Genomic DNA, 25,463 nt, shown 5'->3' with positions numbered 1-25,463 from the left:
GACTGACGCGTGGTATGCAACACCCCACGTTTCACGGAGTCAACGTGATATCGACCTTCCGGGATCAGGCTCCGGGCCAGCGTTCCGTGCCCCACGTCACCGGCACGTTCCGCATGAGCAGCACGTCCGAGAACTCGGCGCTGTCGCGGGGGAGTGCGTCGATGAACGAGGACTGCACCCGGTGCGCCCGGGCCGGGGAGACCTGCCATGCGTCCGTGCGGAGCTCGAGGCCCTCGAGTGCGCCGCGGTGGTTCGGCGACCAGCCGGTGCTCCCAGCGCGGAAGAAGTCGGATGCCTGGTCCACGTCGCGGAAGACGCTGCTCGTCCAGCGATGCGCCGGGACGCGCTCGACGTCGACGTCGACCTCGGCGTCGGTGGCGTCGAAGCCGACACGGAAGCGCTCCTCGTCCTCGTCGACGTCGAAGCGGGCGTGCTGGTGCACGCCGGGCATCACCCGCCCGCCGAGTGCGACCGGCACCCACGACGCGCTGTACCGCTTCGGGATGTACACGCCCCGGCGGACACCGGTCGGTCCGTCCCACTCGACGGCGATGCGGTGCGCGGCGTTCTCGGCGCCCCACGCGATCCCGCGAGGAGCCCAGCGCGGTCGGAGGCCGGCCATGCGCAGCAGGCAGACGCCGGCGACCGCCGATCCGTCGACGAGCTGCGGGCGGAGGCCGTCCGGCAGGACGCGATGGAGTGCGGTCGGGTCGACACGGAAGTTCACCAGGAGCCGACGGTCGATGCGGGCGACGATGCCAGCGCGGGACGGAGTCGCCGTGGTCGGGTTCGTCGACGCCTTGTGCGCTGCGGTGGTCACCCGTCGGATGCTAGCCCCCGCACGGGGCGAGCACCAGAGGGTGGAATGGTGCCTGGTCATGACCAGTTCGTCAAGCAATCGGCAGGATTCGTTCGATATCCGTTATCCCCCGGAAACATGCGGATCATCGGTCTCCACAGGCAGGAAATCGGAGGTTGACAACCCTGCTCCGAGGGTCTTTCATTGCCATTACGCAACGTCCTTTCATAAAGGTCGGACCAAGGGAGTCAACGTGACACGCACGCGATTCGCCGCACTCGGTGCGCTCGGCCTGGCGGCCGCGCTCGCCCTCGCCGGGTGCTCTGCCGGAAGCAACGGAGCTTCCGACAGCGGAACGAAGTCCATCGGCACACCCGATGGCAAGGGCAAGACCCTCAACGTCTGGATCATGAACGGCGACCTCAGCCCGAAGATCCTCGACGTCGCCGAGAAGCAGTTCACGAAGGCCACCGGCGCCAAGGTGAAGCTCCAGCTGCAGCAGTGGGACGGCATCACCACGAAGCTGACCACCGCCCTCGCCCAGAAGGACGCGCCGGACATCGTCGACCTCGGCAACACCCAGGTGCCGGTGTACGCCGCGACGGGTGGGCTGATGGACCTCAGCCCGTACAAGAAGGAACTGGCCGACGGGCAGACCTGGCTCTCCGGGCTCGAAGGGCCAGCGACGGTCGACGGCAAGCTCTACGGCGCCCCGCTCTTCGCGGGCAACCGTGCGGTCATCTACAACAAGAAGACCTGGGCGGACGCCGGGGTGACGGGGACGCCGAAGTCGTACGAGGAGCTCACCGCTGACCTTGACAAGGTCAAGGCGAAGAATCCCGCCGCGGACTTCTCGGCGTTCTACATGCCGGGTCAGTACTGGTACGGCGGCCTGCAGTGGGTGTGGGACGCCGGTGGACAGATCGCCACCGAGAAGGGCGGCAAGTGGACCGGAGCGATCGACTCCGCCGACGCCGTCAAGGGGCTGACCGCCTGGAAGGACTTCCAGAACGCCTACTCGGCGAAGTCCACGCAGGACATCAACACCGACAAGCCGGCCGAGTCCGACGTCTTCGCGCAGGGCAACACCTCCGCGATCCTCGGTTCGGCGTGGGAGATCGGCTCGATCACCACGGCGAAGCCGGAGCTCAAGGACCAGATCGGCACGTTCGCGATGCCGTCGGCCACCGAGGGCAAGACCCAGCCGGTGTTCCTCGGCGGCTCGGACCTCGGCATCCCGTCGAAGTCGGCGAACCAGGACCTCGCGCTGTACTACATGAAGATCCTGACCTCGAAGAAGTTCCAGCAGGACCAGGTCTTCGGCGTCGACGGGTGGGAGCCGAACTCCACGCAGCTGCTCGACTCGGTGGCAGCAGACGTGGACGAGCTCCACAAGCCGTACTTCGCCGCAGCGGGTACGAGCCGCCCGACCCCGGCGACGCCCGGGTGGGCGACCATCGAGGGTGACGCGTCCTTCCAGTCGATGTTCGCGGACATCGCGACGGGCCGGAAGACGCCGGAGGAATCCGCGAAGGACTTCTCGAAGCACCTCACCTCGGCGCTCAACGCGAGTCTGTAGTCGATGACCTCGACCGCTGACACGGCGACCGGCTCGGCACCCGCCGGGCCGGTCGCCGGCGCCGGGCAACCGCCCGTCGCCGGCCGGGTCCCCGGGTCCGGCCGGACCGGACGGTCCGGCCGCCCACCCCGCCCCCGTCGTCGCTCCGTCGGCGCTTCGCGCGCACCCCTCGTGCTGCTCGCACCGGCCGCGGTGCTCCTGCTGGCGCTCGTCGTCTACCCGCTCGTCCGGCTCATCGTCATCTCCTTCCAGGAGTACGGCCTGCGGGCGATCTTCACCGGGCAGGCCGGGTTCGCCGGTCTCACGAACTACACGAACGTCCTGACCGACGGCAGCTTCTGGCCGGTCATCCTGCGCACGATCGTCGTCACCGCGTCGATGGTGATCGGCACGCTCGTCATCGGGATGGGGGTGTCGCAGCTGCTCACGCGGCTCGGGGTCGCGATGCGGACGATCGTCAGCGTCGTCCTCGTGCTGGCGTGGGCGATGCCGAACGTCGCCTCGAGCCTGGTCTGGCAGTGGCTGTTCCAGCCCTTCTACGGCGTGCTGAACTGGCTGATCACGCAGATGCGGGTCTTCGGCGACCACACCCAGGACAACTGGGCGTCGCACCCGGGACAGGCGTACACGATCGTCCTGACCCTGGTGATCTGGCAGGCGGTGCCGTTCGTCGCCCTGACGCTCTACGCGGCACAGTCGCAGATCGCGCCGGAGTACTACGAAGCCGGGTCGCTCGACGGCGCCTCGGCGTGGGCCATGTACCGCGCGATCACGCTGCCGGCACTCGCCCCGACGCTGCTCCTCGTGACGATCCTCTCGGTGATCTGGGACTTCAACGTGTTCAACCAGATATGGCTCCTCACCAGGGGCGGGCCTGAGGACGCGACGCTCACGCTCGGCGTCTGGACCTTCGTGAAGTCCTTCGTCTCGAACGCCTACGGGCAGGGCGCGGCGATCGCGGTCATCTCGACGGCGATCCTCGGCGTGCTCACCAGCTACTACATCCGCCGGCTCATCCGGAGCGGGGAGGAAGACCTGTGACGGCTCCAGCTGTTCGACCCGAAGCGCGCCAGGTGCGCCAGCGCAAGCGGAAGCCCCGCGTGCTCGCAAACACCGTCGCGGTGGTGTTCTGCCTGGTGTGGGTGTTCCCGATCTACTGGATGCTGAACACCGCGTTCAAGCCAGCGGACGAGGTCACCACCCTCACACCGATCTGGGCGCCCATCCACCCGACGATCGAGAACTTCACCAGGGCACTCACGCAAGAGGGCTTCCTGGGCTACCTCCGGAACTCCGCGATCGTCGTGGTGGCCGCGGTGCTGCTGTCGATCGTCGTCGGCTTCCTGGCATCGGCGGCGCTGTCGCGGTTCCGGTTCAAGGGACGCCGTGCCATCCTCGTGGGCATCCTCTTCGTGCAGATGATCCCGTCGGGGGCGCTGCTCATCCCGCTGTTCCTGTCGTTCCAGTCCCTCGGGCTGCTCAACAGCTACATCGGCCTGATCCTGGCGTACGTCGCGAGCGTCCTGCCGTTCTCGATCTGGGTCATGCGCGGCTTCTTCGTCGCGGTCCCGGTGGAGATCGAAGAAGCGGCGAAGACCGACGGCGCTGGCACCTTCCGCATCCTGTGGAGCGTGCTGTTCCCGCTCGTGATGCCCGGGGTCATCGCGACGAGCGTGTTCGCGTTCATCGCCGCGTGGAACGACTACCTGACCGCCTACGTGATGCTCAAGGACCAGTCGATGTACACGCTGCCGGTCTGGCTCGCGGGCTTCTCGACGAACAAGGGGACGGACTTCGGCGGGCTCATGGCGGCGAGCGTGCTGTTCAGCCTGCCGGTCGTGGTGTTCTTCCTCATCGTGCAGCGTCGTCTGGTCAGCGGCATGACGGCCGGCGCTGTGAAGGGGTAGTGCCGGCCCGTCCGTCGTTCCTGTTCTCGTCCGACGTTCCTGTTCGTGTTCTCGGTCTCGGTCGGCGACCGGTCACGACGCCCCGTCCGTGATTGCCGAGCGGTCGAAGATCGTCGGCCGTGCGGCACTGGGGCGACGATTCTCGACCACTCGGCGGAACTGAGCGGTGTGTTGTGACCGGCCGGAGTCGGGAGCGGGGCCGGGGCCGGGAGCGGGGGCGGGAGCATGCGCACGCCTGCGGGTGTGTGGGATCGAAGACGAAAAACTTGCGTTTGTGTTGGGTATGGACGTACAGTTCCTGAAACCAACGCGAACGAAGGAGTTCGGTCATGTACGCAACCGAGCGGCACGATGCGATCGCCACCGAGCTGCAGTCGGCAGGGCGGGTCTCCGTCGCCGACCTCGCCGAGCACTTCGACGTCACGACCGAGACCGTCCGACGTGACCTCGACGCGCTCGAGTCGGTGGGGGTCCTCCGCCGGGTGCACGGGGGAGCGGTCCCGGTCGGACGCTCGAGCGTGGTCGAGCTCACCGTCGCCGAGCGCGAGGGGCAGCACGGCTCCGCGAAGTCCGCGATCGCCCGGGCCGCGATGCGACTCGTGCCGCCGACCTTCACCGGGTCCATCGCCCTCGACGCCGGTACGACCTGCGCCGCTGTCGCGACCGAACTCGCACGGTGGGAGCCCGCGGAGTCCGGCGCGACGATCACCGTCATCACGAACTCCGTCCCCATCGCCGCGACCCTGCAGCACAGCGAGCACGTCGAGCTGCACCTGCTCGGCGGCCGCGTGCGCGGGGTGACGAGCGCCGCGGTCGGGACCGCCACCGTCGAGCAGATCGGCGCGCTGCGTCCCGACATCGCCTTCGTCGGCACGAACGGGCTCTCCGCCGGGTTCGGCCTGAGCACCCCGGACGAGTACGAGGCCGCCGTGAAGGCCGCGTACGTGCTCGCCGCACGGCGGAGCGTCGTCCTCGCGGATGCCGCGAAGCACGGCGTCGAGGCGCTCATGCGGTTCGCCCGGCTCGACGAGGTCGACACGATCGTCACCGACGAGCAGCCCCCAGCCGACCTCGCCGGAGCGCTCACCGACGCCGACGTCGAGGTGGTCGTGGCATGAACGAGTCCAGCACGCGCATCGTCACGGTGACGCCGAACCCGTCGCTCGACCGCACGATCGAGCTCGCCGGTGAGCTGCAGCGCGGCTCCGTCCAGCGCGCCACCCGGTCGACCGCGGAGCCGGGCGGCAAGGGCGTCAACGTCTCCCGTGTCGTCGTCGCCAGCGGTGGGGACACGATCGCCGTCCTGCCCGGGGACGAGCTCGACCCGGTCCTGCTCGGCCTCGCCACCCGCGGCATCCCGACCGCCGCGCTGCCGATCGGCGCACCGCTCCGGTCCAACGTCACCGTCACCGAGCCGACCGGTACGACCACGAAGCTCAACGAGCCCGGGCCGTCCCTCGCCGGACGCCTCGACGAGCTCGCGGCGCTGGTCGCCGACACCGCGGACGTCACCGCCACCGGGCCCCGTGCCCGGTGGGTCGTCCTCGCCGGGTCGCTCCCGCCCGGACTGCCGGACGACGCACTCGCCGTCCTCGTGCGGGCGGTCCGCGAGCGGCACGGCGACGACGTCCGGATCGCCGTCGATTCGTCCGGCGTGCCGTTCACCGCGCTGCTGCAGTCCGGCGAGCGGATCGACCTGGTCAAGCCGAACGCCGAGGAGCTCGCCGAGATCGTCGGCGGGGACCCGGACGAGTACGAACGCGACCACGAACTCGCGGCAGCGGCCGCCGAACGGCTCCGCGACCGTGGTGTGGACACCGTCCTGCTCACCCTCGGCAGCGCCGGCGCGATCCTGATCGGGCCGGAGGGCTCGTTCGCCGCGGCGGCACCCCGCATCGTCGCCCGCTCGACCGTGGGCGCGGGTGACTCCTCCCTGGCTGGTTACCTGCTCGCCGAGGTCGCCGGTCGGCCGCCGGAGGAGCGGCTCGCACAGGCCGTCGCGACGGGGGCCGCGGCAGCCGCGCTGCCGGGCAGCGACGTCCCGGCGCTCGACCACACCGACCCGGGTGCCGTCACCGTCACCCGCCTCCGTCAGACGGCGGCTCCCGCCGCCTGACCATCCCACCGCAACAGATCACCGCCAACAGCACCGCAACCCGAACCACAGCGAACCCCAGCGCCACCGCGCCACTGCAAAGGAGCACACCATGACCGCTGCGCGCAGCTCGGACACGAGTCCCGGCCTCATCAGCGTCGCCCTCGTCGGCCTCGACGAGGACCTCGGCGCCACCTCGTCCGACGTCATCCGCGTCCTCGCCGACCGCGTCGCTGCGACCGGCCGCGCCGCCGACGGAAGCGCCCTCGCGGCGGACGCCATCAAGCGTGAGGCGAGCGTCGGCACCGGCGTCCCCGGTGGCATCGCCATCCCGCACGCCCGGTCGGCCTCGGTCACCGAACCGACACTCGCGATGAGCAGGCTCGCCCGGACGGTGCCGTTTGGCGCCCCGGACGGCGACGCCGACCTGGTCTTCATGATCGCCGTGCCCGAGGGGGCCGACAAGGACCACCTCACCGTCCTCTCGACCCTGGCCCGTGCGCTCATCCGCGACGACTTCACGGCCGCCCTCCGCGCCGCGACCACCCCGCAGGAGATCGTCGACCTGGTGGACCGCGAGGTGACCGGCGAGGTCGCCGACGCCGGCGTGACGGGCGCACCCCGAGCCTCCAGTCCGGCCGCGCCGACCACGGCACCGACCGCCGGCCGGAAGGTCATCGTCGGCGTCACCGCCTGCCCGACCGGCATCGCCCACACGTACATGGCAGCCGACGCGCTCGTCGCCGCCGCCCAGCGAGCCGGCGCCGAGATGCACGTCGAGACGCAGGGGTCCTCGCAGGTCGAGCCGCTGGACCCGGCGCTCATCGCCCGGGCCGACGCGGTCGTCTTCGCGGTCGACGTCGACGTCCGCGACCGTTCGCGCTTCGCCGGCAAGCCGCTCGTGTCCGGTCCGGTCAAGCGCGGTGTCGACGAACCCGACGCGATGATCGCCGAGGCGCTCCGCGTCGCCGAGGACCCGAACGCCGCACGCGTGTCCGGATCTGCCGCCGAGGCCGGCAGCAGCACCGCGAAGGACGAGCACTTCGGGCAGTCGCTGAAGCGCTGGCTCCTCACCGGCGTCTCCTACATGATCCCGTTCGTCGCCGGCGGCGGTCTGCTCATCGCGCTCGGGTTCCTGCTCGCCGGCTACGGCATCGCACTGACGCACGGCGACTCGGGTCAGAACAACGCCGTGTACACGCTGACGCACTACACGCTGCTGAACCTGCCGCCGGAGGGCCTGGCGTACTACCTCGGTGCCGCCGCGTTCCAGATCGGTGGCGTGTCGCTCGGCTTCCTGGTCGCAGCGCTCGCCGGGTACATCGCGTACGCCATGGCCGACCGCCCCGGCATCGCTCCGGGCTTCGTCGCCGGGTCGATCGCGGTGTTCATGAACGCCGGGTTCCTCGGCGGTCTGGTCGGTGGTCTCATCGCCGGTGCCGCCGCCTACTGGATCGGGCGCATCCCGGTCTGGCGCTGGCTCCGCGGCCTGATGCCGGTGGTGATCATCCCGCTGTTCGCGTCGATCATCGCCTCCGGTCTGCTGCTCCTGGTGCTCGGCGGCCCGATCGCCTGGGTGATGACGCAGCTCACCACCTGGCTGAACTCGTTGAGCGGCGCCTCGGCGGTCCTGCTCGGCATCATCCTCGGCCTCATGATGGCGTTCGACCTCGGCGGCCCCGTGAACAAGGTGGCGTACGCGTTCGCCGTCGCTGGCCTCGGTGCCGGATCGGCCACCAACGTCGTGCCGTTCGAGATCATGGCCGCGGTCATGGCGGCCGGCATGGTCCCGCCGCTGGCTCTGGCGCTCGCGTCGACCGTCCTCTACCGCAAGGGGTTCACGAAGCCCGAGCGCGAGAACGGCAAGGCCGCGTGGCTGCTCGGCGCGTCGTTCATCTCCGAGGGTGCGATCCCGTTCGCCGCAGCCGACCCGCTGCGCGTCATCCCGGCGTCGATGGTCGGTGCCGCGGTGACCGGTGCGATCTCCATGGCTGCCGGTGTGACCTCGCGGGCGCCGCACGGTGGGATCTTCGTGTTCTTCGCCATCGGGGACGTCGCGATGTTCATCGTCGCGATCCTGGCGGGCACCGTCGTCTCGGCGCTGGTGCTGGTCGGCCTGAAGAAGTGGGTGCGTCGAGCGCCGGCGGCTGACGCCGCAGCGGTGGGCGTGCCGGCGGACGACCGGGTCGCGGTCGCCGCGTAGGGCGTCACCGCGGGGCGGGCGGGACCGCGGGGCGGGCGTCACCACGGGACGGGCGTCACCACGGGGCGGGCGTCACCACGGGCGGGCGGGAGGCTCGGTGCCAGCTGGCACCGGGCCTCCCGCCCGTCGTCGGTGGGCGTCGCCGGTCACGACCCACCGTCGGCGTGGCGCCGACTGGTCACATCCTGTCGCTCGGCGAGCAACGGAGCGACGGTCTTCGACCGGTCGGCGGAACTGAGCGGGGTGTCGTGGCCGGTCGGGAAGAGACAGGTCGGCTCTGCCCGTGCGCGTGCGCGTGCGCGTGCACGGACCCGGGCACGGGCCGGGGCCCGCGACCCGGGGCCCGCGACCCGGGGCCCGCGACCCGAGACCCGCGTCAAGCGGCCAGCAGGAGCGGGGCGGTGTCGGTGTGCAGCGGCCCGTCGAAGGTGGCGGGGTCGAGCACGGGGACCGACGCATGCGAGATCTTCGGGTGCACGGGCCGTCGCTCGGTCTCGCCCCGCCCGATGAGGTCCTCGTGCAGCTTCTCGCCGGGGCGCAGGCCGCTGAAGACGATGTCCGAGGTGCCGTCCATCGCCGCGATCATCCGACGGGCGACGTCGAGGATGCGGACCGGTTCACCCATGTCGAGCACCAGGACCTCACCGGGCCGAGCGATCGCGGCGGCCTGGATCACCAGGTGGCAGGCCTCGGGGATGGACATGAAGTAGCGCGTGGCATCCGGGTGGGTGACCGTCACCGGGCGCCCGGCACGGATGAGCTCGGCGAACAGCGGCAGCATCGACCCGCGACTGCCGAGGACGTTGCCGAACCGGACGGACACGTAGTCGCGACCCGTCTCCGCCGCGGTCCACGCCGTCAGCCGTTCGGCCAGGCGCTTCGTCTGCCCGAGGACGCTCGTCGGGTTCGCCGCCTTGTCCGTGGAGATGTTCACGAGCGTCTGGACGCCGGACTCGACCGCGGCGGCGAGCACGTTGCGGGTCCCGAGGACGTTCGTCTTCCACCCTTCGTCCGGGTACTGCTCGAGCATCGGGAGGTGCTTGAGCGCCGCGGCGTGGAAGACCACGTCGGGACGGCGGTCGAGCAGCACCTGCCGGATCGTCGACGCGTCGCGGATGTCGGCGAGCACGACGTCCTTCGTGTCGAGCAACCCGTGCCCCGCGACCGACACCTGGACCTGCTGCAGGGCCGTCTCGTCGCGGTCGAGCATGATGACCTCGGCCGGATCCGAGCGCATCAGCTGCCGACAGAGTTCGCTGCCGATCGACCCGCCGGCGCCGGTGACGAGCACGGTCCGACCGCGGACGAAGTCGATCGGCAGTTCGAGCTCGTGGTCGGCCGGGTGGCGGCCGATCAGCGCGTCGAGGTCGAAGTCGTCGGTCGCCGACGCGGTGCACCTGTCCATGGACACCAACCTATCGGCTGGTATCTGGTATGTGCAACGTCAGTCGGCGATGTTCGCCGTGATCGCGTCGATGTACGCGGCACGTTCCTCGCGCGTCCCGGGGCGACCGGGGACGCCGGGGCGCTCCTGCCACGGGAACGGTCCGGTCTCGTGGCGGTACTCGATGCCCATCGCCTCGAGTCGCGCGAGGTGCTCCGCCAGCCGCCCGCGGAAGTCCGCGAGGTCCCGGGGTCCGGTGACGTCTGCGGACCAGAGCGCTTCGGACAGCGCCGCGACCCGCGGGAAGAGCTGGTAGTCGAGCTTCCGGACGGTGTCCACGTGCTCGCACCACATGTTCCCCTGGCCGCCGATGACGTGCGCGCGCTCGTCGTCGGTCAGGTCGGCCGGCACCGGGTCGAACGCGAAGACGTCGTCCACGGTGAGCACGATCGACACCGGGATCGGCTCGTTCGGCAGGTCGCTCTGACGGTAGTCGAGGTACACCTGGTCATCAGGCGAGGAGATCACGTCGTGCCCGCGCTTCGCCGCCGTCGACGCGCCGCGGAGCCCCCGCCACGAGACGACCGTGGCCGACTCCGAGAGCGTCCCGCCCTCGAGGATCTCGTCCCAGCCGAAGGCCCGACGGCCCTTCGACTCGATGTGCGCCGCGAGCTGCCCGATGATCCAGGCCTGGAGCTGTTCCTCGTCCGCGAGTCCGAGTGACCGCATGCGCTCCTGCGTGCGGGGGTCCTGTTCCCACTGCACCTTCGGGCACTCGTCGCCGCCCAGGCCGATGTACGCGCTCGGGAACAGGTCGACGACCTCGTCGAAGACGCCCTTGAAGAAGTCGATCGTCGCGTCCTCGGCGTTCAGGACGTCCTCGGCGATGCCCCACTCCGTCCAGACCTCGACCCCGACCTCCGGGTGCACGCCGAGTTCCGGGTACGCGGCGAGTGCGGCGCGGACGTGCCCGGGGGTCTCGATCTCCGGGACGACCGTGACGAACCGGTCGGCCGCGTAGGCGATGATCTCGCGGATGTCGTCCTGCGTGTAGTAGCCGCCGTGCGGTCGGCCGTCGAAGCCCTGCGGTCGCATGACCCCGTCGGCGTCCGGGACGTGCGCGCCGACCTGGGACTCGCGGCGCCACGAGCCGATCTCGGTCAGGCGCGGGTACTTCCGGATCTCGATGCGCCAGCCCTGGTCGTCCGTGAGGTGGAAGTGCAGCGTGTTGATGCGGTGCGCCGCGAGCTGGTCGATGACGCGGAGGACCTCGGCCTTGGTGCGGAAGTGCCGGACGACGTCGAGCATGACGCCGCGCCAGGCGAAGGCGGGGGCGTCCTCGACGGTCTGCACCGGGACGGTCCAGGGCCCGGTGCCGACCCGGCCCTTGCGGTAGACGTCGGCGGGGAGCAGCTGGAGGAGGGCCTGCACGCCGTAGAACACGCCGGCCGGGCTGCCGCCGAGGACGTCGATGCCGTCCGGTGTCACGGTGAGGCGGAACGACTCGGCCGTGGCCCCGGCTGGGCCGGTGGGGAGTGCCGCGTCCGCGTCGCCTGTCGCCTGCGTGTCGTCTGCCACGCGCAGGCGGATCACGTCGATCCCCGGGGTCTCGGCGTCGCGCACCGGCAGCCCGGTGGACCCCCGCAGCGTCTGCTGCAGGTACAGCCGCTCGGACTCGCTCGCGGCGTCTGCGGCGATGCGGGTCGTCGGCGTGATCTCGAACGAGCCGACACCGGGGGTCGACAGGCGCGGGCGGGGGATGAGCATGTCGGAGTCCACCATTCCTCAATGATCTTTCGTAATATGAGGCTATGGCCGTGAACGAGACCCTGTCAACGATGAGCACACCGGGTGCCCTGCGCCTGGTGAACTCGCGCGCCATCCTCGACGAACTGTTCCGCAGCGACGCGTCCGTCACCGTCACCGAGCTGGGCCGCACCGTGGGGCTCTCGCGGCCGACGGTCGAGGCGTCGCTCGCCGACCTCATCGCCGAGGGCTGGGCACGGGAGGCCGACGCGATCGTCACCCCGAACAAGGCCGGGCGGCGGGCCAAGCGGTTCCGAGCCGATGCCGGCGCCGGGTCGGTCCTCGGCGTGGACCTCGGGCTGCACGGCATCGTCGGGCTCCTCGCCGACCTCCGCGGCAACGAGATCGCCCGGGTCGAGGAGGTGTACCCGGACCTCGCGTCGGCGGACCAAGCGTGGGCGAGCGTGCAGGACGTCGTGCAGCGCCTGACCTCGACGCCGGGAGCCGGCCGCCTCCTCGCCGCGACGTTCGGCGTCCCCGCCGTCGTCGACCGGGACGGCGCCATCGACTACACGATCGCCGTGCCGCAGTGGGTCGAGGGCCGCATGCCCGGCCGCATCCAGGACCTGTTCCCGACGGCCCCCACCTTCTTCGACAACGACGCGAAGCTCGCCGCGACCGCCGAGACGATGTGGGGGCGGTTCACTGGTGCGCGCGACGCCCTCTACCTGGTGATGGGGCGGCAGATCGGCGCGGCCTACCTCGTCGACGGCACGCTGGCGCGTGGCGCCAGGGGAGCGGCGGGCGAGGTGGGTGGCCTGGCATCGACCGGCTGGCCCGGCGCGCCGGCCCGACTGGAGGCTCGGATCCCGTCCGGCGCGGACCTCGAGTCCGTCATGGAGTCGGCCGGGCACGGTGACCCGGCTGCCGCCGAGATCGTCCGGGCGCTCGCCGCGGACGTCGCGACCGGGGTCGCGCAGCTCGTCGCGACGATCGACCCCGAGGTCGTCGTCGTGGGGGGAGAGGTCCTGCCGGCGGCAGCGGTGTTCTGCGGGGCGCTCGCGGAGGCCGTCGGCCCGCAGCTCCGGCACCCCGTGGAGATCGTGCCGTCGACGGTCGGGCGGGACGCGGTCGCCAGGGGTGCGCTGGCCCGGTCGTTGACGCACGTGCGGGCGTCGCACATGGGCCTGGGCTGATCGGACCGGGCTGATGGGGTTGGGCTGATCCGCAGGTCGCGTCCTGCCGCCTGTCAGGGCACTCAGGGACCATTGCCGCATGACGACTGCCCTCGCTGCCGCCACGTCCTCTCCTGACGCCGAGATGGGTGGGCTGTCGGGGATGGTGCTCCAGCTCATCGACATGCTCGGCGAGTGGGGCGTCGCGCTGATGCTCTTCGTCGAGACCGTCTTCCCGCCGATCCCGTCCGAGGTCATCCTGCCGCTCGCGGGGTTCCTCGCCGGTGCCGGCCGGATGAACCTGGCGCTCGTCCTGGTGCTCGCGACGCTCGGTTCCTACGTCGGGGCACTGGTGCTCTACTGGCTCGGCCGGGTGATCGGGTTCGACCGGACCGTCCGCTGGCTCGGCAAGCTGCCGCTCGTCGACGAGGACGACTTCCGCAAGGCCGCCGCGTGGTTCCACCGGCACGGCCGCAGCGCGGTCCTGTTCGGGCGGCTGGTCCCGATCGTGCGCAGCCTGATCTCGCTGCCGGCCGGAGCCGACCGGATGAACCTCTGGTCGTTCTCGCTGTTCACGATCATCGGCTCCGGCGTCTGGAACAGCCTGCTGGTGCTCGGCGGCGCGGCACTCGGCACGCAGTACGAGCGGATCGAGGGCTACACCGAGTGGATCGACCGCGGGATGTACGCGGCGATCGCCGGGGTCGTCGTCGTGTTCGTCGTGCGACGGATCCGCCGTGGTCGTGCCGCTCGCGCCAGCCGTGCTGAACGCGGCCGTCGTCGCGCCGAGCCCGCAGGGGACTGAGCCGCGTCAGGCCTTCGTGAGCGCCGACTCCTTGTGTGCAGCGCGCTTGCCGGTCTTCTCGGACTCCACGATCCAGTAGGGGTCGTCGTCCGTCGGCTTGAACCGCTGCCCGTCGAACTCGAAGTCGCTCACACGCTTCTGGACGAGCGTTCCGGTGGTCTTCCCCTGCGAGGTGTTCCAGTGCACCTCGTCGCCCTTCGACAGCGCCATGACGGGTCCTTTCTCGGTGGTGTCTCCGAGAGGGTAGACCCCGATGCATCCGCATCAACTCAGGGATGTACCCCTCGTCACGAAGTCATAACACCCGCGCATTCGTCGCCGTTCGCGCGTACCGTAGTCGGCGAGTCATCTTGCGAGCAACCTTCGCCTCTTCCTGGCTCCCGACGGATCGAACCGCACGATGACCCTTGTCGACAACGGACGGACGGAGACCATCCTCTCCGGCCGCTACCGGCTGTCCCGGCTCATCGGCACCGGCGGCATGGGATCCGTGTACGAAGCCCGCGACGAGCACACCTACCGACTGGTCGCGGTGAAGCTCTTCGCGACGCCGCAGGCCATGACGACGGCCGACCGGGTCCGCCAGGAACGCGAGATCCGGCTGCTCAGCATGCTGTCGCACCCCGGCCTGATCCCGCTCTACGACGCGGGCACGCACGAGTTCTCGGACGGTCCGCACCGGTACATCGTGATGGAGCTCATCGCCGACACGACCCTGCTCCGCCGACTGGCCGAGGGGGCGCTGCACAACTACGAGGTCGCCGACCTCGGCGCGCAGCTCGCCGACGCCCTTGCGTACGTGCATTCCCGAGGGATCGTTCACCGTGACGTGAAGCCCGCCAACATCCTCATCAGCGACGAGGGTTCGTCCGGGTTCGCCCGGACGGTCAAGCTGACCGACTTCGGCGTCGCGCACTTCGTCGACGGATCGCGCCTGACGAACGACGGCACCATCATCGGCACGGCGGCGTACCTCAGCCCCGAGCAGGTCGCCGGCGAGCCGATCAGCTTCGCGACGGACGTGTACTCCCTCGGGCTCGTCCTGCTCGAGGCCCTGACCGGGCACCAGGAGTACTCCGGCACCCTCGTCGAAGCCGCACTCGCTCGACTCCGGAACAGTCCGGAGGTCCCCGAGTCCGTCGGACCGGAGTGGCGCGAGCTGCTCCTGCGCATGACCGACCGTGACCCGGCTCGTCGACCGACCGCGGTCGCCGTCGCCCGTGCGCTCCGCGGCGGATCGGTGCAGGTCACCGGACCGGTGCCGCTCGGCCCGAGCCGGACGGCGCACAAGCGCGACCACCGGATGCACCGGGCAGCGCACCGGCACGCCAAGCGCGGCACGTTCGTGGCCGTCAAACGGTGGCGCCGACGGAACATCCTGACCGGATCGTTCGCGGCCGTCGCGGTGCTGCTCGCGTGCGGCCTGAGCTACGTCGCCGGCACGCTCCACTGATCGCCGTCGGCGCACCCGCAGGGCTGTCGTTTCGTGCAGGATGGACTGCATGACCGACCAGCGCTGGATCAAGATCTGCGGCCTGTCGACGCCCGAGACCGTGGACGCCGCCATCGACGCCGGCGCCGACGCGGTCGGGTTCGTCTTCGCCGCCGGCAGTCCCCGGACCGTGACCGCCGACCTCGCGAAGGAGCTCGTCGAGCGGGTGCCGGACGGGATCGACGCCGTCGGCGTGTTCCGCGACCAGGAGATCGACGAGATCGTCGGGATCGCGTCAGCGGTGGGCCTCACGACGCTGCAACTGCACGGCGGCGAGTCGGCGACCGACTTCGCGCGTGCCCGGGACGCCGGGTTCTTCACGATCCGAGCGGTGTCGGCGGAGGCCTACCTCGCCGAGTCCGCGGAACAGCGGGCGTCGTACGACCACGACCTGCTGCTGCTCGACGCCGCGGTGCCCGGCAGTGGACGGCTGATCGATCCCGCGTCCGTCACCGGCAAGGTCGACGAAGCGTGGATCCTCGCAGGGGGCCTCACGCCGGCGAACGTCGTGGCGGCGGTCGAGAGCCTGGACCCCGACGGGGTCGACGTGTCGAGCGGTGTCGAGTCCGAGCGCGGCGTCAAGGACCCGGCGAAGATCCGGGCGTTCGTCGAGGCGGTCCGCAGCCTGCCATGACGGGGCCGACCCGGGCCTCCTGTCCGGGGTTGCGCCGTTCCGGGGCTGCGCCGTCAGGCGCGGGCGCGACCGAGCGTCGGGATCAGCTCGGTGAGGAACGCGTCGGTGTCCTCCCAGCCCTCCACCGCGTGGCAGGGAACGCCGAGCGCCTTCACCGGGTAGTCGTTGCCCTCGGGGTCGAGGCGGTCCCCGACGAACAGCATGTCGTCGAGGGCGATGCCGGTGAGCTCGGCCAGGCGCCGCATGCCGTACGCCTTGTCGATGCCCTTGCGGGTGATGTCGATGCTGGTGGATCCGCCGGAACGGACCTCGAGGTCGGGGAGCTCGGCCTGCACGCGGCGCCGGAGGTCGTCCTTCTTGGCACCCGTCGGGTCCCACACCTTCTTCGCGGCGACGGGCGCGGCCTGACCGAGGGCCGAGAACGTGATCTGTGAACCGCGGTCTTCGAGGATGGCACCCCAGGTCTCGGACTCCCAGTAGCCGGCGGCCTTCGCCTGGGACTCGACCGCGGCGAGGGCCTGCTGCTTCTGGGCGTCGTTGAGGTCCTCGGCGTACTGCAGCGCCCAGTCGTCGTCCGACCAGCGGTAGTACCGGGTGCCGCAGGTGGGGAGCAGGTGCAGGTCGTCGAGCGTGAGACCGTCACGGTGTCGCAGGGGCGTCACGAGCTGCTGCTCGAACTGGTGGAAGTTGCCGCCGCTGATCACGGCGACCGGGACCACGTCGAGCAGGGCGGCGAAGGTGTCGAGCATGCGCGGGTCGAGCGCGGACTTCGACGGGGCGAGGGTGTCGTCCAGATCGAACGCGACGAGACGTGGTGCGGTCATGCCGTTGATTCTGTCATGCGACATGTCCCCGATCCTCAGGGCTGCGGGGATCAGTGGATCGTTGCGGGAACCCGGTCGCGAGCGTACGTGATCTCCGTGTAGCCGTGCGGGGCCGGGTTGCCGTCGACGTCCAGGTTGACGAACACGACCTCGTCGATGGTGAGGATGCTGCGGTGCGTGAAGAGGTTCCGCGCCTCGGCCCGCATCGTCAGCGAGGTCCGGCCGAACCGGGTCGCGACGAGGCCGATCTCGACGATGTCGCCCTCCTTCGCCGAGGAGACGAACTCGATCTCGGACATGTACTTGGTGACGACCTTGCCGTTGCCGAGCTGGATGATCGCGTACACCGCGGCCTCTTCGTCGATCCAGCGGAGCAGGCTGCCACCGAAGAGCGTGCCGTTCGCGTTGAGGTCCTCCGGCCGGACCCACTTGCGGGTGTAGAAGTTCATCTCGGGCTGCATGTCTGTACATACTACGCGGCCGGGACCCCCGCGAGGGCCCCGGCCGCGGTCGTGCTGCTGGTGCGGCTACTCCTTGACGAGGACGACCTCGTCGAGCGCGATGCGGGTGCGCGGGGCGACCTCGCGCTCTGCGGCCTTCTCGTCGAGCTGCGAGGGGTCCGCGACGGTGCCGATCGCCGTGACGGTGAAGGGCAAGAAGCGCTCCGGCAGGTCGAACGCGGCGGCGAGGCCGGCGGCGTCGATACCGGCCATCTGGTGGACGTGCAGGCCCTCGGCGTGCGCCTGGACGGTCAGCGCTGCGATGGCCTGGCCGAGGTCGTACTCGGCGAAGCGGCGGACGTCGCCGTCCTCGCTCTGCGTCTCGAGGATGCCCACGACGAGGGCGCTCGCGCGGAAGGCCCATCCGGCGTTGAAGCCGATGAGGTTCTCGTTGATCGTGCGGAACGTGTCGGTGCCACGACGACCGGCGATGAACCGGCGGGGCTGGAAGTTGTTCGCGGACGCGGCCCAGCGAGCGGCCTCGAGCACGGCGTCGAGCTGCTCGTCGGAGATCGTCGCGGTCTCGTCGTAGGAGCGGGGGCTCCACCGTTCCTCGAGGAGCGGGACGAGCGGCTGGCTCGAGTCGGTCGAACGGGAGAGCGTCGTGGCGTTGGTCATGATGCGGTCAACGGTATTCGATGCGTTCGCATTTCCGGCCTGTACGACGTCACATGTCGGGCGGCCCGGCACCCGTTGCCGCGCTCGGTGCGGGGCTGCCGCGGGACTGACAGGATGGGGGTGATGAGTGGCGTTCTGATCGGCTTCGCGATCATCGGCGCGATCATCGCGGCCGGGTACGTCGTCGGGCGCATCGGGCTCCTCGGGCCGCACGCCCAGTTCGTGATCAGCCGACTGGCGTTCTTCGTGCTGATGCCCTGCCTGCTCTTCCACACGATCGCCACGGCGGACATCGCGTCGCTCGTGTCACCGATGCTCTGGGTGTCGCTGCTCAGCGCCGTGCTGGTCGCGCTCGGCACGGCGCTCGTGTTCGCCCTCGTCCTGCGGCGCTCGGTCACGACGACCACCGTCGGGGCGCTCGCTGCGAGCTACGTCAACGCGAACAACATCGGCCTGCCCGTCGCCGTGTACGTGCTCGGGCAGGCCACCGCCGTCGTGCCCGTCATCCTGCTGCAGCTCGTCGTGATGGCGCCGATCGCGCTGACCGTGCTCGACACCGCGACGGCGTCCGGGGGCGGGTGGAAGCGCCGGGTGCTCGGGCCGGTGACGAACCCGCTGATCATCGCCTCGCTGACCGGGTTGGTGTTCTCCGCCTTCCGGATCCAGCTGCCGGACCCGGTGCTCGAGCCGTTCTCGCTCGTCGGTGCCGCCGCCGTGCCGCTCGTGCTGCTGTCGTTCGGGATGAGCCTGCACGGCGCTGCACCCCTCCGCGACCCGGCGATCCGGACGGACGTCATCGTGGCGTCGTCGATCAAGCTCGTCGTGATGCCAGCGGTGGCGTTCGTGCTCGCACGGTTCGTGTTCGGGCTCGACGACCAGCAGGTGTTCGTCCTGACGACGCTCGGGGCGTTGCCGGCGGCGCAGAACGTCTTCAACTACGCGCAGCGGTACGACGCGGCGGTGCCCGTCGCCCGTGACGTGGTGCTCATCTCGACGCTCGGCGCCGTCCCGGTGCTCGTCGCGATCGCCGCACTCCTGCACCCGTAGCGCGCGGGCGGGCGGCGCGCCGCGCGTCGAGCGGTCGCGACACCCCGTCGGCCGCGCGTCCACCGGTCGCGACACCCCCTCGGCGCGCCGCGTCGAGCGGTCGCGACACCCCGTCGGCCGCGCGTCGACCGGTCGCAGACCGTCGTCGACGGTCATCGCGACCGACGCTTCGTGGCCTGTCGGCAGACCCGAGCGGGGTGTCGCGACCGGTGGGTGCGGACTGCGCAGGCGCGGGACCGCGGCGCGCAGTGGCGGCGGTTCACCGACGGACGGGAGGCGCGGTGTCAGCCCGCCACGGGCCTCCCGTTCGGCCAACCCAGCGCCGCGCGTCGAGCGGTCGCGACACCCCGTCGGCCGCGCGTCGACCGGTCGCAGACCGTCGTCGACGGTCATCGCGACCGACGCTTCGTGGCCTGTCGGCGGACCTGAGCGGGGTGTCGCGACCGGTGGGTGCGGACTGCGCAGGCGCGGGACGCGAGCGCGGTGCGGGGGCGCGTCCGCGCGCGTCAGAAGATCATCGGGCGGTCGTCGTCGAGGGAGGTCTCGAGATCGAGGTCCACGACGACCGGCACGTGGTCGCTCGGGGCATCGCCCTTCCGCTCGTCCCGGTGGATGGACGCACCCGTGACGACGTCGGCGAACCCCTGCGATCCCATGACGAAGTCGATGCGCATGCCCTCGCCACGGGGGAACCGCAGCTGCTTGTAGTCCCAGTAGGTGTAGCCGGACGGCACCAGTGGCCGGACGACGTCCTGCAGCCCCCGTTCCTCGAACGCGCGGAAGGCGGCGCGCTCCGGCTCGGTGACGTGCGTGTGCCCCTCGAAGACGGAGACGTCCCAGACGTCGGAGTCGAGCGGTGCGACGTTCCAGTCGCCCATCAGCGCGAGCTTCAGGTCCGGGTCCGCCTCGAGCCACGACGTGGTGCGGTCGGCCAGCTGCGCGAGCCAGTCGAGCTTGTAGGTGTAGTGCGGGTCACCGATCTCGCGGCCGTTCGGGACGTACAGGCTCCAGAGCCGGACGTCGTCGACGGTGACGCCGATCGCGCGGGCCTCGACGGGGAGATCGGGACCCTCGTGTCCCTTGAGGAAGCCGGGCTGGCCGGGGAAGTCACGGGTGACGTCGGTCATCGGCAGGCGGCTGGCGAACGCGACGCCGTTCCACTGGTTCAGGCCGTGCGCTTCGACCTGGTAACCGGCGGCCTCGAACGCCTCGACCGGGAACTGCTCCGGCTTGCACTTGATCTCCTGCATGCCGAGCACGTCGACGTCTTCGCGGACGAGCCAGTCGACGACACGGCCGACTCGGGTGCGGACGGAGTTCACGTTCCAGGTCGCGACGCGCATGGTGTCGAACCTACCGGTCGCGACCGACGGCGCGGTGCGGGCGACGCGGGGGAGCCGCTGGTCGGGCGGCGTACGGCACGATGGTGTTCCCTGGGAGCAGGACATCGCACGGAGCGTGAGGAGCACGATCATGGCATCGACGACGAACCGCGTCGACGGGAACCCGACCACCGGGAGCGTCACCACGCAGGTGACCAGCGCCGGCAAGACCATCATCGACGACCAGGTCGTCGCGAAGATCGCGGGCATCGCCGCCCGCGACGTGCCCGGCGTCTTCGCCCTCGGCGGCAACGCGGCGCGGGCCTTCGGCGCCATCCGTGACGCCATCGGTTCCAGCGCACTCGGCCAGGGCGTCCGCGTCGAGGTCGGCGAGACCCAGGTCGCCGTCGACCTGACGATCGTGGTCGACTACCCGACGCCGATGATGGAGGTCGCGTCCGCCGTGCGCGCGGCCGTGACCGATGCCGTCACCGAGCTCGTCGGCCTCGAGGTCACCGAGGTCAACATCGCGATCAACGACGTCAACATCCCGGCGCTGGGCGGCACCCCCGACGAGGCCGAGAGCCGCGTCCGGTGAACGCCACCGTCGTCGGGATGGGGGTCGGCGCCCTGCTGGCCATCGTCGCCGTCACGCTCGGCTTCTGGGCGTTCGTCGTCGTGGCCGTCTTCATGATCGTCGGTGGTGTCGTGGCGCGGATCGTCACCGGGGACATCGACTTCCGACGCCTGCTCGACGTGCTGCGCGGACGCCGGAGCTCGTCGTGAGTCCGGCGGCCGACGTGCCGCCGATCGCCCCGTCCGGTCCCGCGCCGTCCCGTGCGGTCGCGGTGCCGCGCGTCGCCGGGTACGACCGCATCGGCACGACGGCGCTGGTCCGGACCGCGCAGGCCGTCGCGGCGGAAGCGCTCCGCACACCCGTCCGGGAGGTCCGTGCCCGGATCACCGACGACGGTCGCGGATCGTTGGCGGTCGAGATCACCTCCCCGCTCGCTGTGCCCGTGCTCGGTTCCCACGCGGTGCCCGACGAATCGGTGGTCCACACGGCGCACCGGGCTCGGGCGACCATCGCCGAGCGCATGAACACCATCACCGGCCGGAAGGTCGAGCGGGTCACCATCACGTTCGCGTCGTCGGTCGTCGACGCCCCGAGGAGAGTCCGATGAGCTCGATCCCGCCACCGGCTTCGCCGCCGGTGTCGTCACCGACCTCGTCGCCGTCTGCGCCGGCATCGGGGGAGCACGACGCCGTGTACCGCCGCGTCCTGCGGCGCGAGACCCACGTCTCGCGTTCGGGCAGCGTGGTCGTCGCCGTCGTGGTCGCGCTCGTCGTCGCCGCAGCCACCGTGTTCGCCGCAGCGCTGGTGTTCCTCGACCAGAACGTCCTCGGCATCGATCCCCGTGCCGTCGTCGACGGCGCTGCCCGAGCACCGCGCGGACTCGTCGACGCCATCGTGGTCGTCACCGGCGCCGTCGTCGCGGTCATCGGCCTGGTGTTCCTGCTGCAGGGCGTCCTGCCGCAGCGACGCCCCCGCCACACGATGTCGTCCAGGCGGCTCGCGATCGTCGTGGACGACGAGGTCCTCGCCTCCGCCGCGGCACGCGCTGCCCGGAGCGCCACACGACTCGGACCCGACGCCGCCGTGGGAACCGTCGGCCGTCGCACCGTCGAGGTCGTCCTCCGTCCGGCTGCCGGTGTGGACGTGCCGGCAGTCGCTGCGACCGACGCCGTCGAGCGCGAATTCGCGGAGATCGACACCACGCCGCCGATCACCGCTCGGGTCCGTGTCCAGCCGACCGGACGGGTGGACGGATGAACGCCACGAACCGGGCGCTCGGACGCATCGCCCTCGTCCTCGTCGGGCTGGCACTGCTCGTCGGGGGACTCGGCGCCGTGCTCGTGCAGACGATCCCGCAGGCCGCCGATGTCTGGCACCAGGCGGCTCGCGCGTCGCTCGGCGACCTCGGTGCGGACGCATCCCGTGAGGCCTCGATCGCCGCGTGGGCGTGGGTGCTCGGCGGAGCGGTCGTGCTCGGCGTCCTCGCGCTGGTCGTCCTCACGGCACTCGGCGGTGGCCGTGTCGGCACCGTGATCGAGGACGACGGGGCCGCGGACGGGCTCCCCGGCGAGGTCCGCATCGACGCCGCCGCGGTCCAGCACGCGCTCTCGTCGGCCATCGGGGACCTCCCGCAGGTCGCGTCGCTCGCTGTCGACGTCTACCGGGTGCGCCGCCGCCGAGCGCTGCGCATCAAGGTCCGCCCGCGGAAGGGTGCGTCACCGCGGGAGATCGCCGACCGGATCGAGGACATCGTCACCGATCTCGACGCCCTGCTCGGCGAGCGGTTGCCCGTCCTCCTGCAGATCGCGCGCGGGGGATCGGGGTCGTCCCGGCCGGACCGCGTGCACTGACCGCCGTGGCGGCCGATGTTCAGTCGCTCGTCGCGAGCCCGTCGACGAAGGTCGCACGGTCCGCATCCGACATCGGCGTGCGCCCGACCAGCTCGACGAGGGCACGACGTTCCGTTCGCGCTTGGTCATGCGTGATGCGTCCGAGCTGCTCCCGGATGACGACCGACGCCCACAGTGCGCTCACTCCGTCGCTGTCCATCGCCTCGGGGTGCGAGCGGTAGAAGCGGAGTCCGTCCTCGAGCGCACGTTCGGCCTCTGGGAGGTCTCCGTGAGACAGGTGTGTCATCGCGATCCGTGCGGCGTCCGACGCTGCCTGCACACTGTCCACTCCGAATGCCGCACGGTTGATCGTGAGAGCGGCCTCGTAGCACTCGAGCGCGAGCACGATGTTCGCGTCTCCACCCCGCAACGTGTGCACCGTGCCTTGTTCGTAGAGCACTGCCGCCATGTCCGGACTCGTGGAGGCGCCCGAGGCGAGCCGGGACGAGGCCTCGGCGAGCAGCCCGTCGGCCAGGTCTAGATCGGCATGCACGGGTTCACCGGACGGCAGGTGCCGCATCGCGCGACGGGACGCCAAGCGGGCGAGGTGCAGATACGGCAGTGCTGCGTGTGGGTGCGCTCCCTCAGCGGCGACGTCGTAGATCGAGATCGAGCGGCGGAGGAAGTCCTCAGCACCCTCGTCATCGTCGAGTTCGACGAGGCACCAGCCGAGGTCGTTGCAGATCGCTGCGTACGTGGTCGACGTCTCGCCGAGCTGCGCCGCCGTCTCGGCGAGGGCTGCCCGCAGGCGCGGCTCCGCCTCGGCTGCCCTGCCCGAACGCATCAGCGCGCGGGCGAGTTGCACCCCGTAGGCCGCTCGGTCGGCCGGAGCCAGGGACCCGTCGTCGGCGAGGGCACGGAGCTCGGCCGACGCGGGGACGGGGGAGGCAGTGCTGAGCAGGAGCGCGCGACGACGCTGGTCGACGGAGTCCCTTGCGGGCCCCTCGACGACGTCACCGAGTTCGGCAAGAGCGGCGAGCGCGTCGTCGACCCTGCCGAGCCACTCGTTGCGCACCGCGAGTGCATCGAGCCCGACGGAGAGCGCAGCTCGGTTCCCCGACGCCCGCGCCAGCTCGATGCCCCGCTCGAGCGGCGCCGCTGCCTCGGCGTGCCGGCCCTCCTGCGTCTGGAACGCCGCCGCGAACACGAGCACCATCGCCTCGGAAGCGTCGGGGTGGGCGGTGCGAGGCACGAGCACTCGCGCATCGGCGAGGGCAGCCTCCAACCCGGAACGGGAGCTCAACCCCATGGCGAGGCGCGCCAACCGGAGACAGGAGTCGAAGTCGGCGTCGGGACCTCTGCGGGCGGCCGCGACGACCCGCCGGACCGCTGGCGCGAGAACGCCGTACGTCGCTGCGGTGGGTGCGACGACGTGGTCGTCGAAGCCGGCGAGCGCGGAACGGCACACCGTCTCGACGGACTCGGCGTCGGCCGAGCCGCGGACGACGTCCGCCACGAGCGAGTGACACCACAGCGAGCCGTTGACCCGCGACTCCACGAGTCCGACGGCTTCGAGCGCCGCCACCGCGTCGTCACCGTCGACCGCACCCGTTCCGAGCGCGGACCAGATCAGGGCCCGCGGTGTGCCGACATCGCCGCAGACCGAAACCAGCCGGAGGACCCGCTGGGCCATCTCGTGCTGTTCGCCCGCCTGCCGGAGACCCTCGACGAGGAGCTCCGTGAAGGATCGCGGGTGATCACGCGGCGCGTACCGATCGAGCACGGCACTCGTCTCGGCACGAAGACGGGCCACCATCTCCGCCTCGGAGATGTGGGTCGAACGGAGGTAGGTCCCGATCTGTTGCAGCGCCAGCGGCGAGCCGTCCGCGATCGCCAGGAGGGCATCGGTCGCGGCCGACGGTGGGGCAGCTCGTCCGCTCACCCCGGCGAGGACACGGCGGGACTCGGCAGCGCTGAGGAGACCGACGGCGACGCACCACTCGTCGGGGAGGCGGAGGTCGACGTGGGTGGAGACGAGCGCTGACAGTGCACGATCTCGTGACAGGAACCTGGCGACGACGTCGAGATCCGTGACGCCGTCGAGGACGACCGTCCAGCCGGGATCCGCGTCGAGTCGCCGGAGCAGATCCGAGACGGGATCGGCCGAGGTGTCATCGACGAGCGTCCGCGCGTCCGCCACCAGTGCGTCCTCGTCCCCGGCCCGGAGCCAGATCGCACGATCGAGGTCCTGGACGACGGCGTGGGCGATGGCGGACTTCCCGACCCCCGGCGAACCCGTGAGGACACAGCGTCCGGACTCCGCGAGGATCCGGCGGACGTCGCCCTCGAGCGAGGTCCGGTGTTCGTGGTGGACGGGCACGAGAGCTTCGGGCAGGTTCGACCGGAGCGGGCGCTGGGTGGTGCGGCCGACGGCCCGGGCCTCGTTGCGGCCGGCGAGCTCGGTGACGATCACCGTGTTCAGGAGGGCACTCGCCGGCTGGGACGCGTGACGGCGGATCGCGAGGGCCAGTTCCGTGCCGAATCGATCTGCGAGGTGTTCGACGTCGATCCCGTCCAGCTCGAGGCCGTCGTGCGATCGGAGGAGCGCGGCGAGCGAGGCCGACCAATCGGCGCGGGCCTCGTCGAGGCCTCGCGGGCTTTCCGTGAACGGGAAGAACAGTTCGGTGCACCGAGCGGTGTCCAGCAGGTCCCGGAGCGCTGCGTCCACGAACGGATCCGCGTCGCCGAGCGGTCCGGTGGCCGCGGCCATGAGCGCGCTCCGGACGCACCCCTGCACCGCACGCTCCAACGCGCCCCGCTGGGCCACGGCCTTCGCACCAGCGGCGACCAAGGGGGCAGCGCCCTTGACCAGGAGCGCCCCCGCCTCGAACATGGGACAACCGTAGTACGACCGGGGACGAGGGTGA

General features: G+C 71.0%; 24 protein-coding genes and 1 pseudogene. 16 read left to right on the top strand and 9 right to left on the bottom strand.

Annotated elements, in window-relative coordinates; all coding sequences use genetic code 11:
* Positions 1–64: 64 nt before the first annotated feature.
* Positions 65–820: a DUF2071 domain-containing protein gene (locus ACEN9V_RS08810; protein WP_413602926.1), complete on the bottom strand. Its 756-nt coding sequence runs from the start codon at positions 818–820 to the stop codon at positions 65–67.
* A gap of 232 nt (positions 821–1,052) precedes the next feature.
* On the opposite strand from ACEN9V_RS08810, the gene ACEN9V_RS08805 reads away from it, so the two are divergent.
* The 6 genes from ACEN9V_RS08805 to ACEN9V_RS08780 all read left to right on the top strand — a co-directional run bounded on the left by ACEN9V_RS08805 (position 1,053) and on the right by ACEN9V_RS08780 (position 8,583).
* Complete coding sequence (locus tag ACEN9V_RS08805; RefSeq protein WP_281266805.1) at positions 1,053–2,378, top strand: sugar ABC transporter substrate-binding protein; 1,326 nt, start codon at positions 1,053–1,055, stop codon at positions 2,376–2,378.
* Between the two features lie 3 nt (positions 2,379–2,381).
* Complete coding sequence (locus tag ACEN9V_RS08800) at positions 2,382–3,419, top strand: carbohydrate ABC transporter permease (protein WP_402728036.1); 1,038 nt, start codon at positions 2,382–2,384, stop codon at positions 3,417–3,419.
* A gap of 59 nt (positions 3,420–3,478) precedes the next feature.
* Entirely contained in the window at positions 3,479–4,285 is an 807-nt protein-coding gene (locus tag ACEN9V_RS08795; RefSeq protein WP_413602925.1) for a carbohydrate ABC transporter permease, read from the top strand.
* A gap of 329 nt (positions 4,286–4,614) precedes the next feature.
* The gene (locus tag ACEN9V_RS08790; RefSeq protein WP_413602924.1) at positions 4,615–5,403 is read left to right on the top strand and encodes a DeoR/GlpR family DNA-binding transcription regulator; all 789 of its coding nucleotides are present in this window, start codon (positions 4,615–4,617) and stop codon (positions 5,401–5,403) included.
* Positions 5,400–6,401: a 1-phosphofructokinase family hexose kinase gene (locus ACEN9V_RS08785; RefSeq protein ID WP_402728039.1), complete on the top strand. Its 1,002-nt coding sequence runs from the start codon at positions 5,400–5,402 to the stop codon at positions 6,399–6,401. Before ACEN9V_RS08790 ends, ACEN9V_RS08785 begins: the two co-directional genes overlap by 4 nt.
* A 91-nt stretch (positions 6,402–6,492) precedes the next feature.
* Positions 6,493–8,583 (top strand): fructose-specific PTS transporter subunit EIIC, encoded by a 2,091-nt coding sequence (locus ACEN9V_RS08780; RefSeq protein WP_413602923.1) that lies wholly within the window; start codon positions 6,493–6,495, stop codon positions 8,581–8,583.
* Between the two features lie 376 nt (positions 8,584–8,959).
* Here ACEN9V_RS08780 and ACEN9V_RS08775 read toward each other — a convergent pair.
* Positions 8,960–9,958, bottom strand: a pseudogene (locus ACEN9V_RS08775) (UDP-N-acetylglucosamine 4,6-dehydratase family protein); the annotation flags it as partial.
* Between the two features lie 69 nt (positions 9,959–10,027).
* Complete coding sequence (locus tag ACEN9V_RS08770) at positions 10,028–11,749, bottom strand: beta-N-acetylhexosaminidase (protein WP_413602922.1); 1,722 nt, start codon at positions 11,747–11,749, stop codon at positions 10,028–10,030.
* A 35-nt stretch (positions 11,750–11,784) separates the two neighbouring features.
* Between ACEN9V_RS08770 and ACEN9V_RS08765 the strand changes: the two genes are divergently transcribed.
* Positions 11,785–12,909, top strand: coding sequence for an ROK family protein (locus tag ACEN9V_RS08765; RefSeq protein WP_413602921.1), 1,125 nt, complete (start codon positions 11,785–11,787; stop codon positions 12,907–12,909).
* Between the two features lie 79 nt (positions 12,910–12,988).
* Complete coding sequence (locus tag ACEN9V_RS08760) at positions 12,989–13,693, top strand: DedA family protein (protein WP_281266813.1); 705 nt, start codon at positions 12,989–12,991, stop codon at positions 13,691–13,693.
* Between the two features lie 6 nt (positions 13,694–13,699).
* On the opposite strand, the gene ACEN9V_RS08755 is transcribed toward ACEN9V_RS08760, so the two are convergent.
* Complete coding sequence (locus ACEN9V_RS08755; RefSeq protein ID WP_413602920.1) at positions 13,700–13,903, bottom strand: DUF2945 domain-containing protein; 204 nt, start codon at positions 13,901–13,903, stop codon at positions 13,700–13,702.
* A 190-nt stretch (positions 13,904–14,093) separates the two neighbouring features.
* Between ACEN9V_RS08755 and ACEN9V_RS08750 the strand changes: the two genes are divergently transcribed.
* Positions 14,094–15,146 carry a serine/threonine-protein kinase gene (locus ACEN9V_RS08750; RefSeq protein ID WP_413602919.1) on the top strand — a complete coding sequence of 351 codons (1,053 nt, stop codon included), beginning with the start codon at positions 14,094–14,096 and terminating at the stop codon, positions 15,144–15,146.
* Positions 15,147–15,195: 49 nt separating this feature from the next.
* Entirely contained in the window at positions 15,196–15,819 is a 624-nt protein-coding gene (locus ACEN9V_RS08745) for a phosphoribosylanthranilate isomerase (RefSeq protein ID WP_402728045.1), read from the top strand.
* Between the two features lie 53 nt (positions 15,820–15,872).
* Here the strand turns inward: ACEN9V_RS08745 and ACEN9V_RS08740 are convergent, their stop codons facing one another.
* From ACEN9V_RS08740 to ACEN9V_RS08730, 3 genes are all read right to left on the bottom strand, one after another.
* The gene (locus ACEN9V_RS08740) at positions 15,873–16,643 is read right to left on the bottom strand and encodes an HAD-IIB family hydrolase (RefSeq protein ID WP_413602918.1); all 771 of its coding nucleotides are present in this window, start codon (positions 16,641–16,643) and stop codon (positions 15,873–15,875) included.
* A 50-nt stretch (positions 16,644–16,693) separates the two neighbouring features.
* A complete protein-coding gene (locus ACEN9V_RS08735) occupies positions 16,694–17,104 on the bottom strand; it encodes an acyl-CoA thioesterase (protein ID WP_281266818.1) in 411 nt (136 codons plus the stop codon).
* A gap of 66 nt (positions 17,105–17,170) precedes the next feature.
* Positions 17,171–17,761 carry a nitroreductase family protein gene (locus ACEN9V_RS08730; RefSeq protein WP_413602917.1) on the bottom strand — a complete coding sequence of 197 codons (591 nt, stop codon included), beginning with the start codon at positions 17,759–17,761 and terminating at the stop codon, positions 17,171–17,173.
* A 123-nt stretch (positions 17,762–17,884) separates the two neighbouring features.
* Between ACEN9V_RS08730 and ACEN9V_RS08725 the strand changes: the two genes are divergently transcribed.
* Positions 17,885–18,808, top strand: coding sequence for an AEC family transporter (locus tag ACEN9V_RS08725; RefSeq protein WP_413602916.1), 924 nt, complete (start codon positions 17,885–17,887; stop codon positions 18,806–18,808).
* 506 nt (positions 18,809–19,314) lie between these two features.
* On the opposite strand, the gene ACEN9V_RS08720 is transcribed toward ACEN9V_RS08725, so the two are convergent.
* Entirely contained in the window at positions 19,315–20,151 is an 837-nt protein-coding gene (locus tag ACEN9V_RS08720) for an exodeoxyribonuclease III (RefSeq protein WP_281266821.1), read from the bottom strand.
* A 130-nt stretch (positions 20,152–20,281) separates the two neighbouring features.
* On the opposite strand from ACEN9V_RS08720, the gene ACEN9V_RS08715 reads away from it, so the two are divergent.
* Genes ACEN9V_RS08715 through ACEN9V_RS08695 form a run of 5 tightly spaced genes read left to right on the top strand, consistent with a single transcriptional unit; the run spans position 20,282 to position 22,557 of the window.
* The gene (locus ACEN9V_RS08715) at positions 20,282–20,728 is read left to right on the top strand and encodes an Asp23/Gls24 family envelope stress response protein (protein ID WP_413602915.1); all 447 of its coding nucleotides are present in this window, start codon (positions 20,282–20,284) and stop codon (positions 20,726–20,728) included.
* Positions 20,725–20,916: a DUF2273 domain-containing protein gene (locus ACEN9V_RS08710; RefSeq protein WP_281266823.1), complete on the top strand. Its 192-nt coding sequence runs from the start codon at positions 20,725–20,727 to the stop codon at positions 20,914–20,916. The genes ACEN9V_RS08715 and ACEN9V_RS08710 overlap by 4 nt, the downstream gene beginning before the upstream one ends.
* Positions 20,913–21,314: a hypothetical protein gene (locus ACEN9V_RS08705; RefSeq protein WP_413602914.1), complete on the top strand. Its 402-nt coding sequence runs from the start codon at positions 20,913–20,915 to the stop codon at positions 21,312–21,314. Before ACEN9V_RS08710 ends, ACEN9V_RS08705 begins: the two co-directional genes overlap by 4 nt.
* Positions 21,311–21,964, top strand: a complete 654-nt coding sequence (locus tag ACEN9V_RS08700; protein ID WP_413602913.1) for a hypothetical protein — start codon at positions 21,311–21,313, stop codon at positions 21,962–21,964. The genes ACEN9V_RS08705 and ACEN9V_RS08700 overlap by 4 nt, the downstream gene beginning before the upstream one ends.
* Positions 21,961–22,557, top strand: coding sequence for a hypothetical protein (locus tag ACEN9V_RS08695; protein ID WP_413602912.1), 597 nt, complete (start codon positions 21,961–21,963; stop codon positions 22,555–22,557). The genes ACEN9V_RS08700 and ACEN9V_RS08695 overlap by 4 nt, the downstream gene beginning before the upstream one ends.
* A gap of 19 nt (positions 22,558–22,576) precedes the next feature.
* On the opposite strand, the gene ACEN9V_RS08690 is transcribed toward ACEN9V_RS08695, so the two are convergent.
* Positions 22,577–25,429 carry a tetratricopeptide repeat protein gene (locus ACEN9V_RS08690; RefSeq protein WP_413602911.1) on the bottom strand — a complete coding sequence of 951 codons (2,853 nt, stop codon included), beginning with the start codon at positions 25,427–25,429 and terminating at the stop codon, positions 22,577–22,579.
* Positions 25,430–25,463 lie beyond the last annotated feature (34 nt).

It is taken from the genome of Curtobacterium sp. Curtsp57, assembly GCF_047324335.1.
GTDB lineage: Bacteria > Actinomycetota > Actinomycetes > Actinomycetales > Microbacteriaceae > Curtobacterium.
The sequence above is the reverse complement of the archived record's forward strand: the minus strand, read 5'-3'. Positions and strand labels throughout refer to the sequence as shown.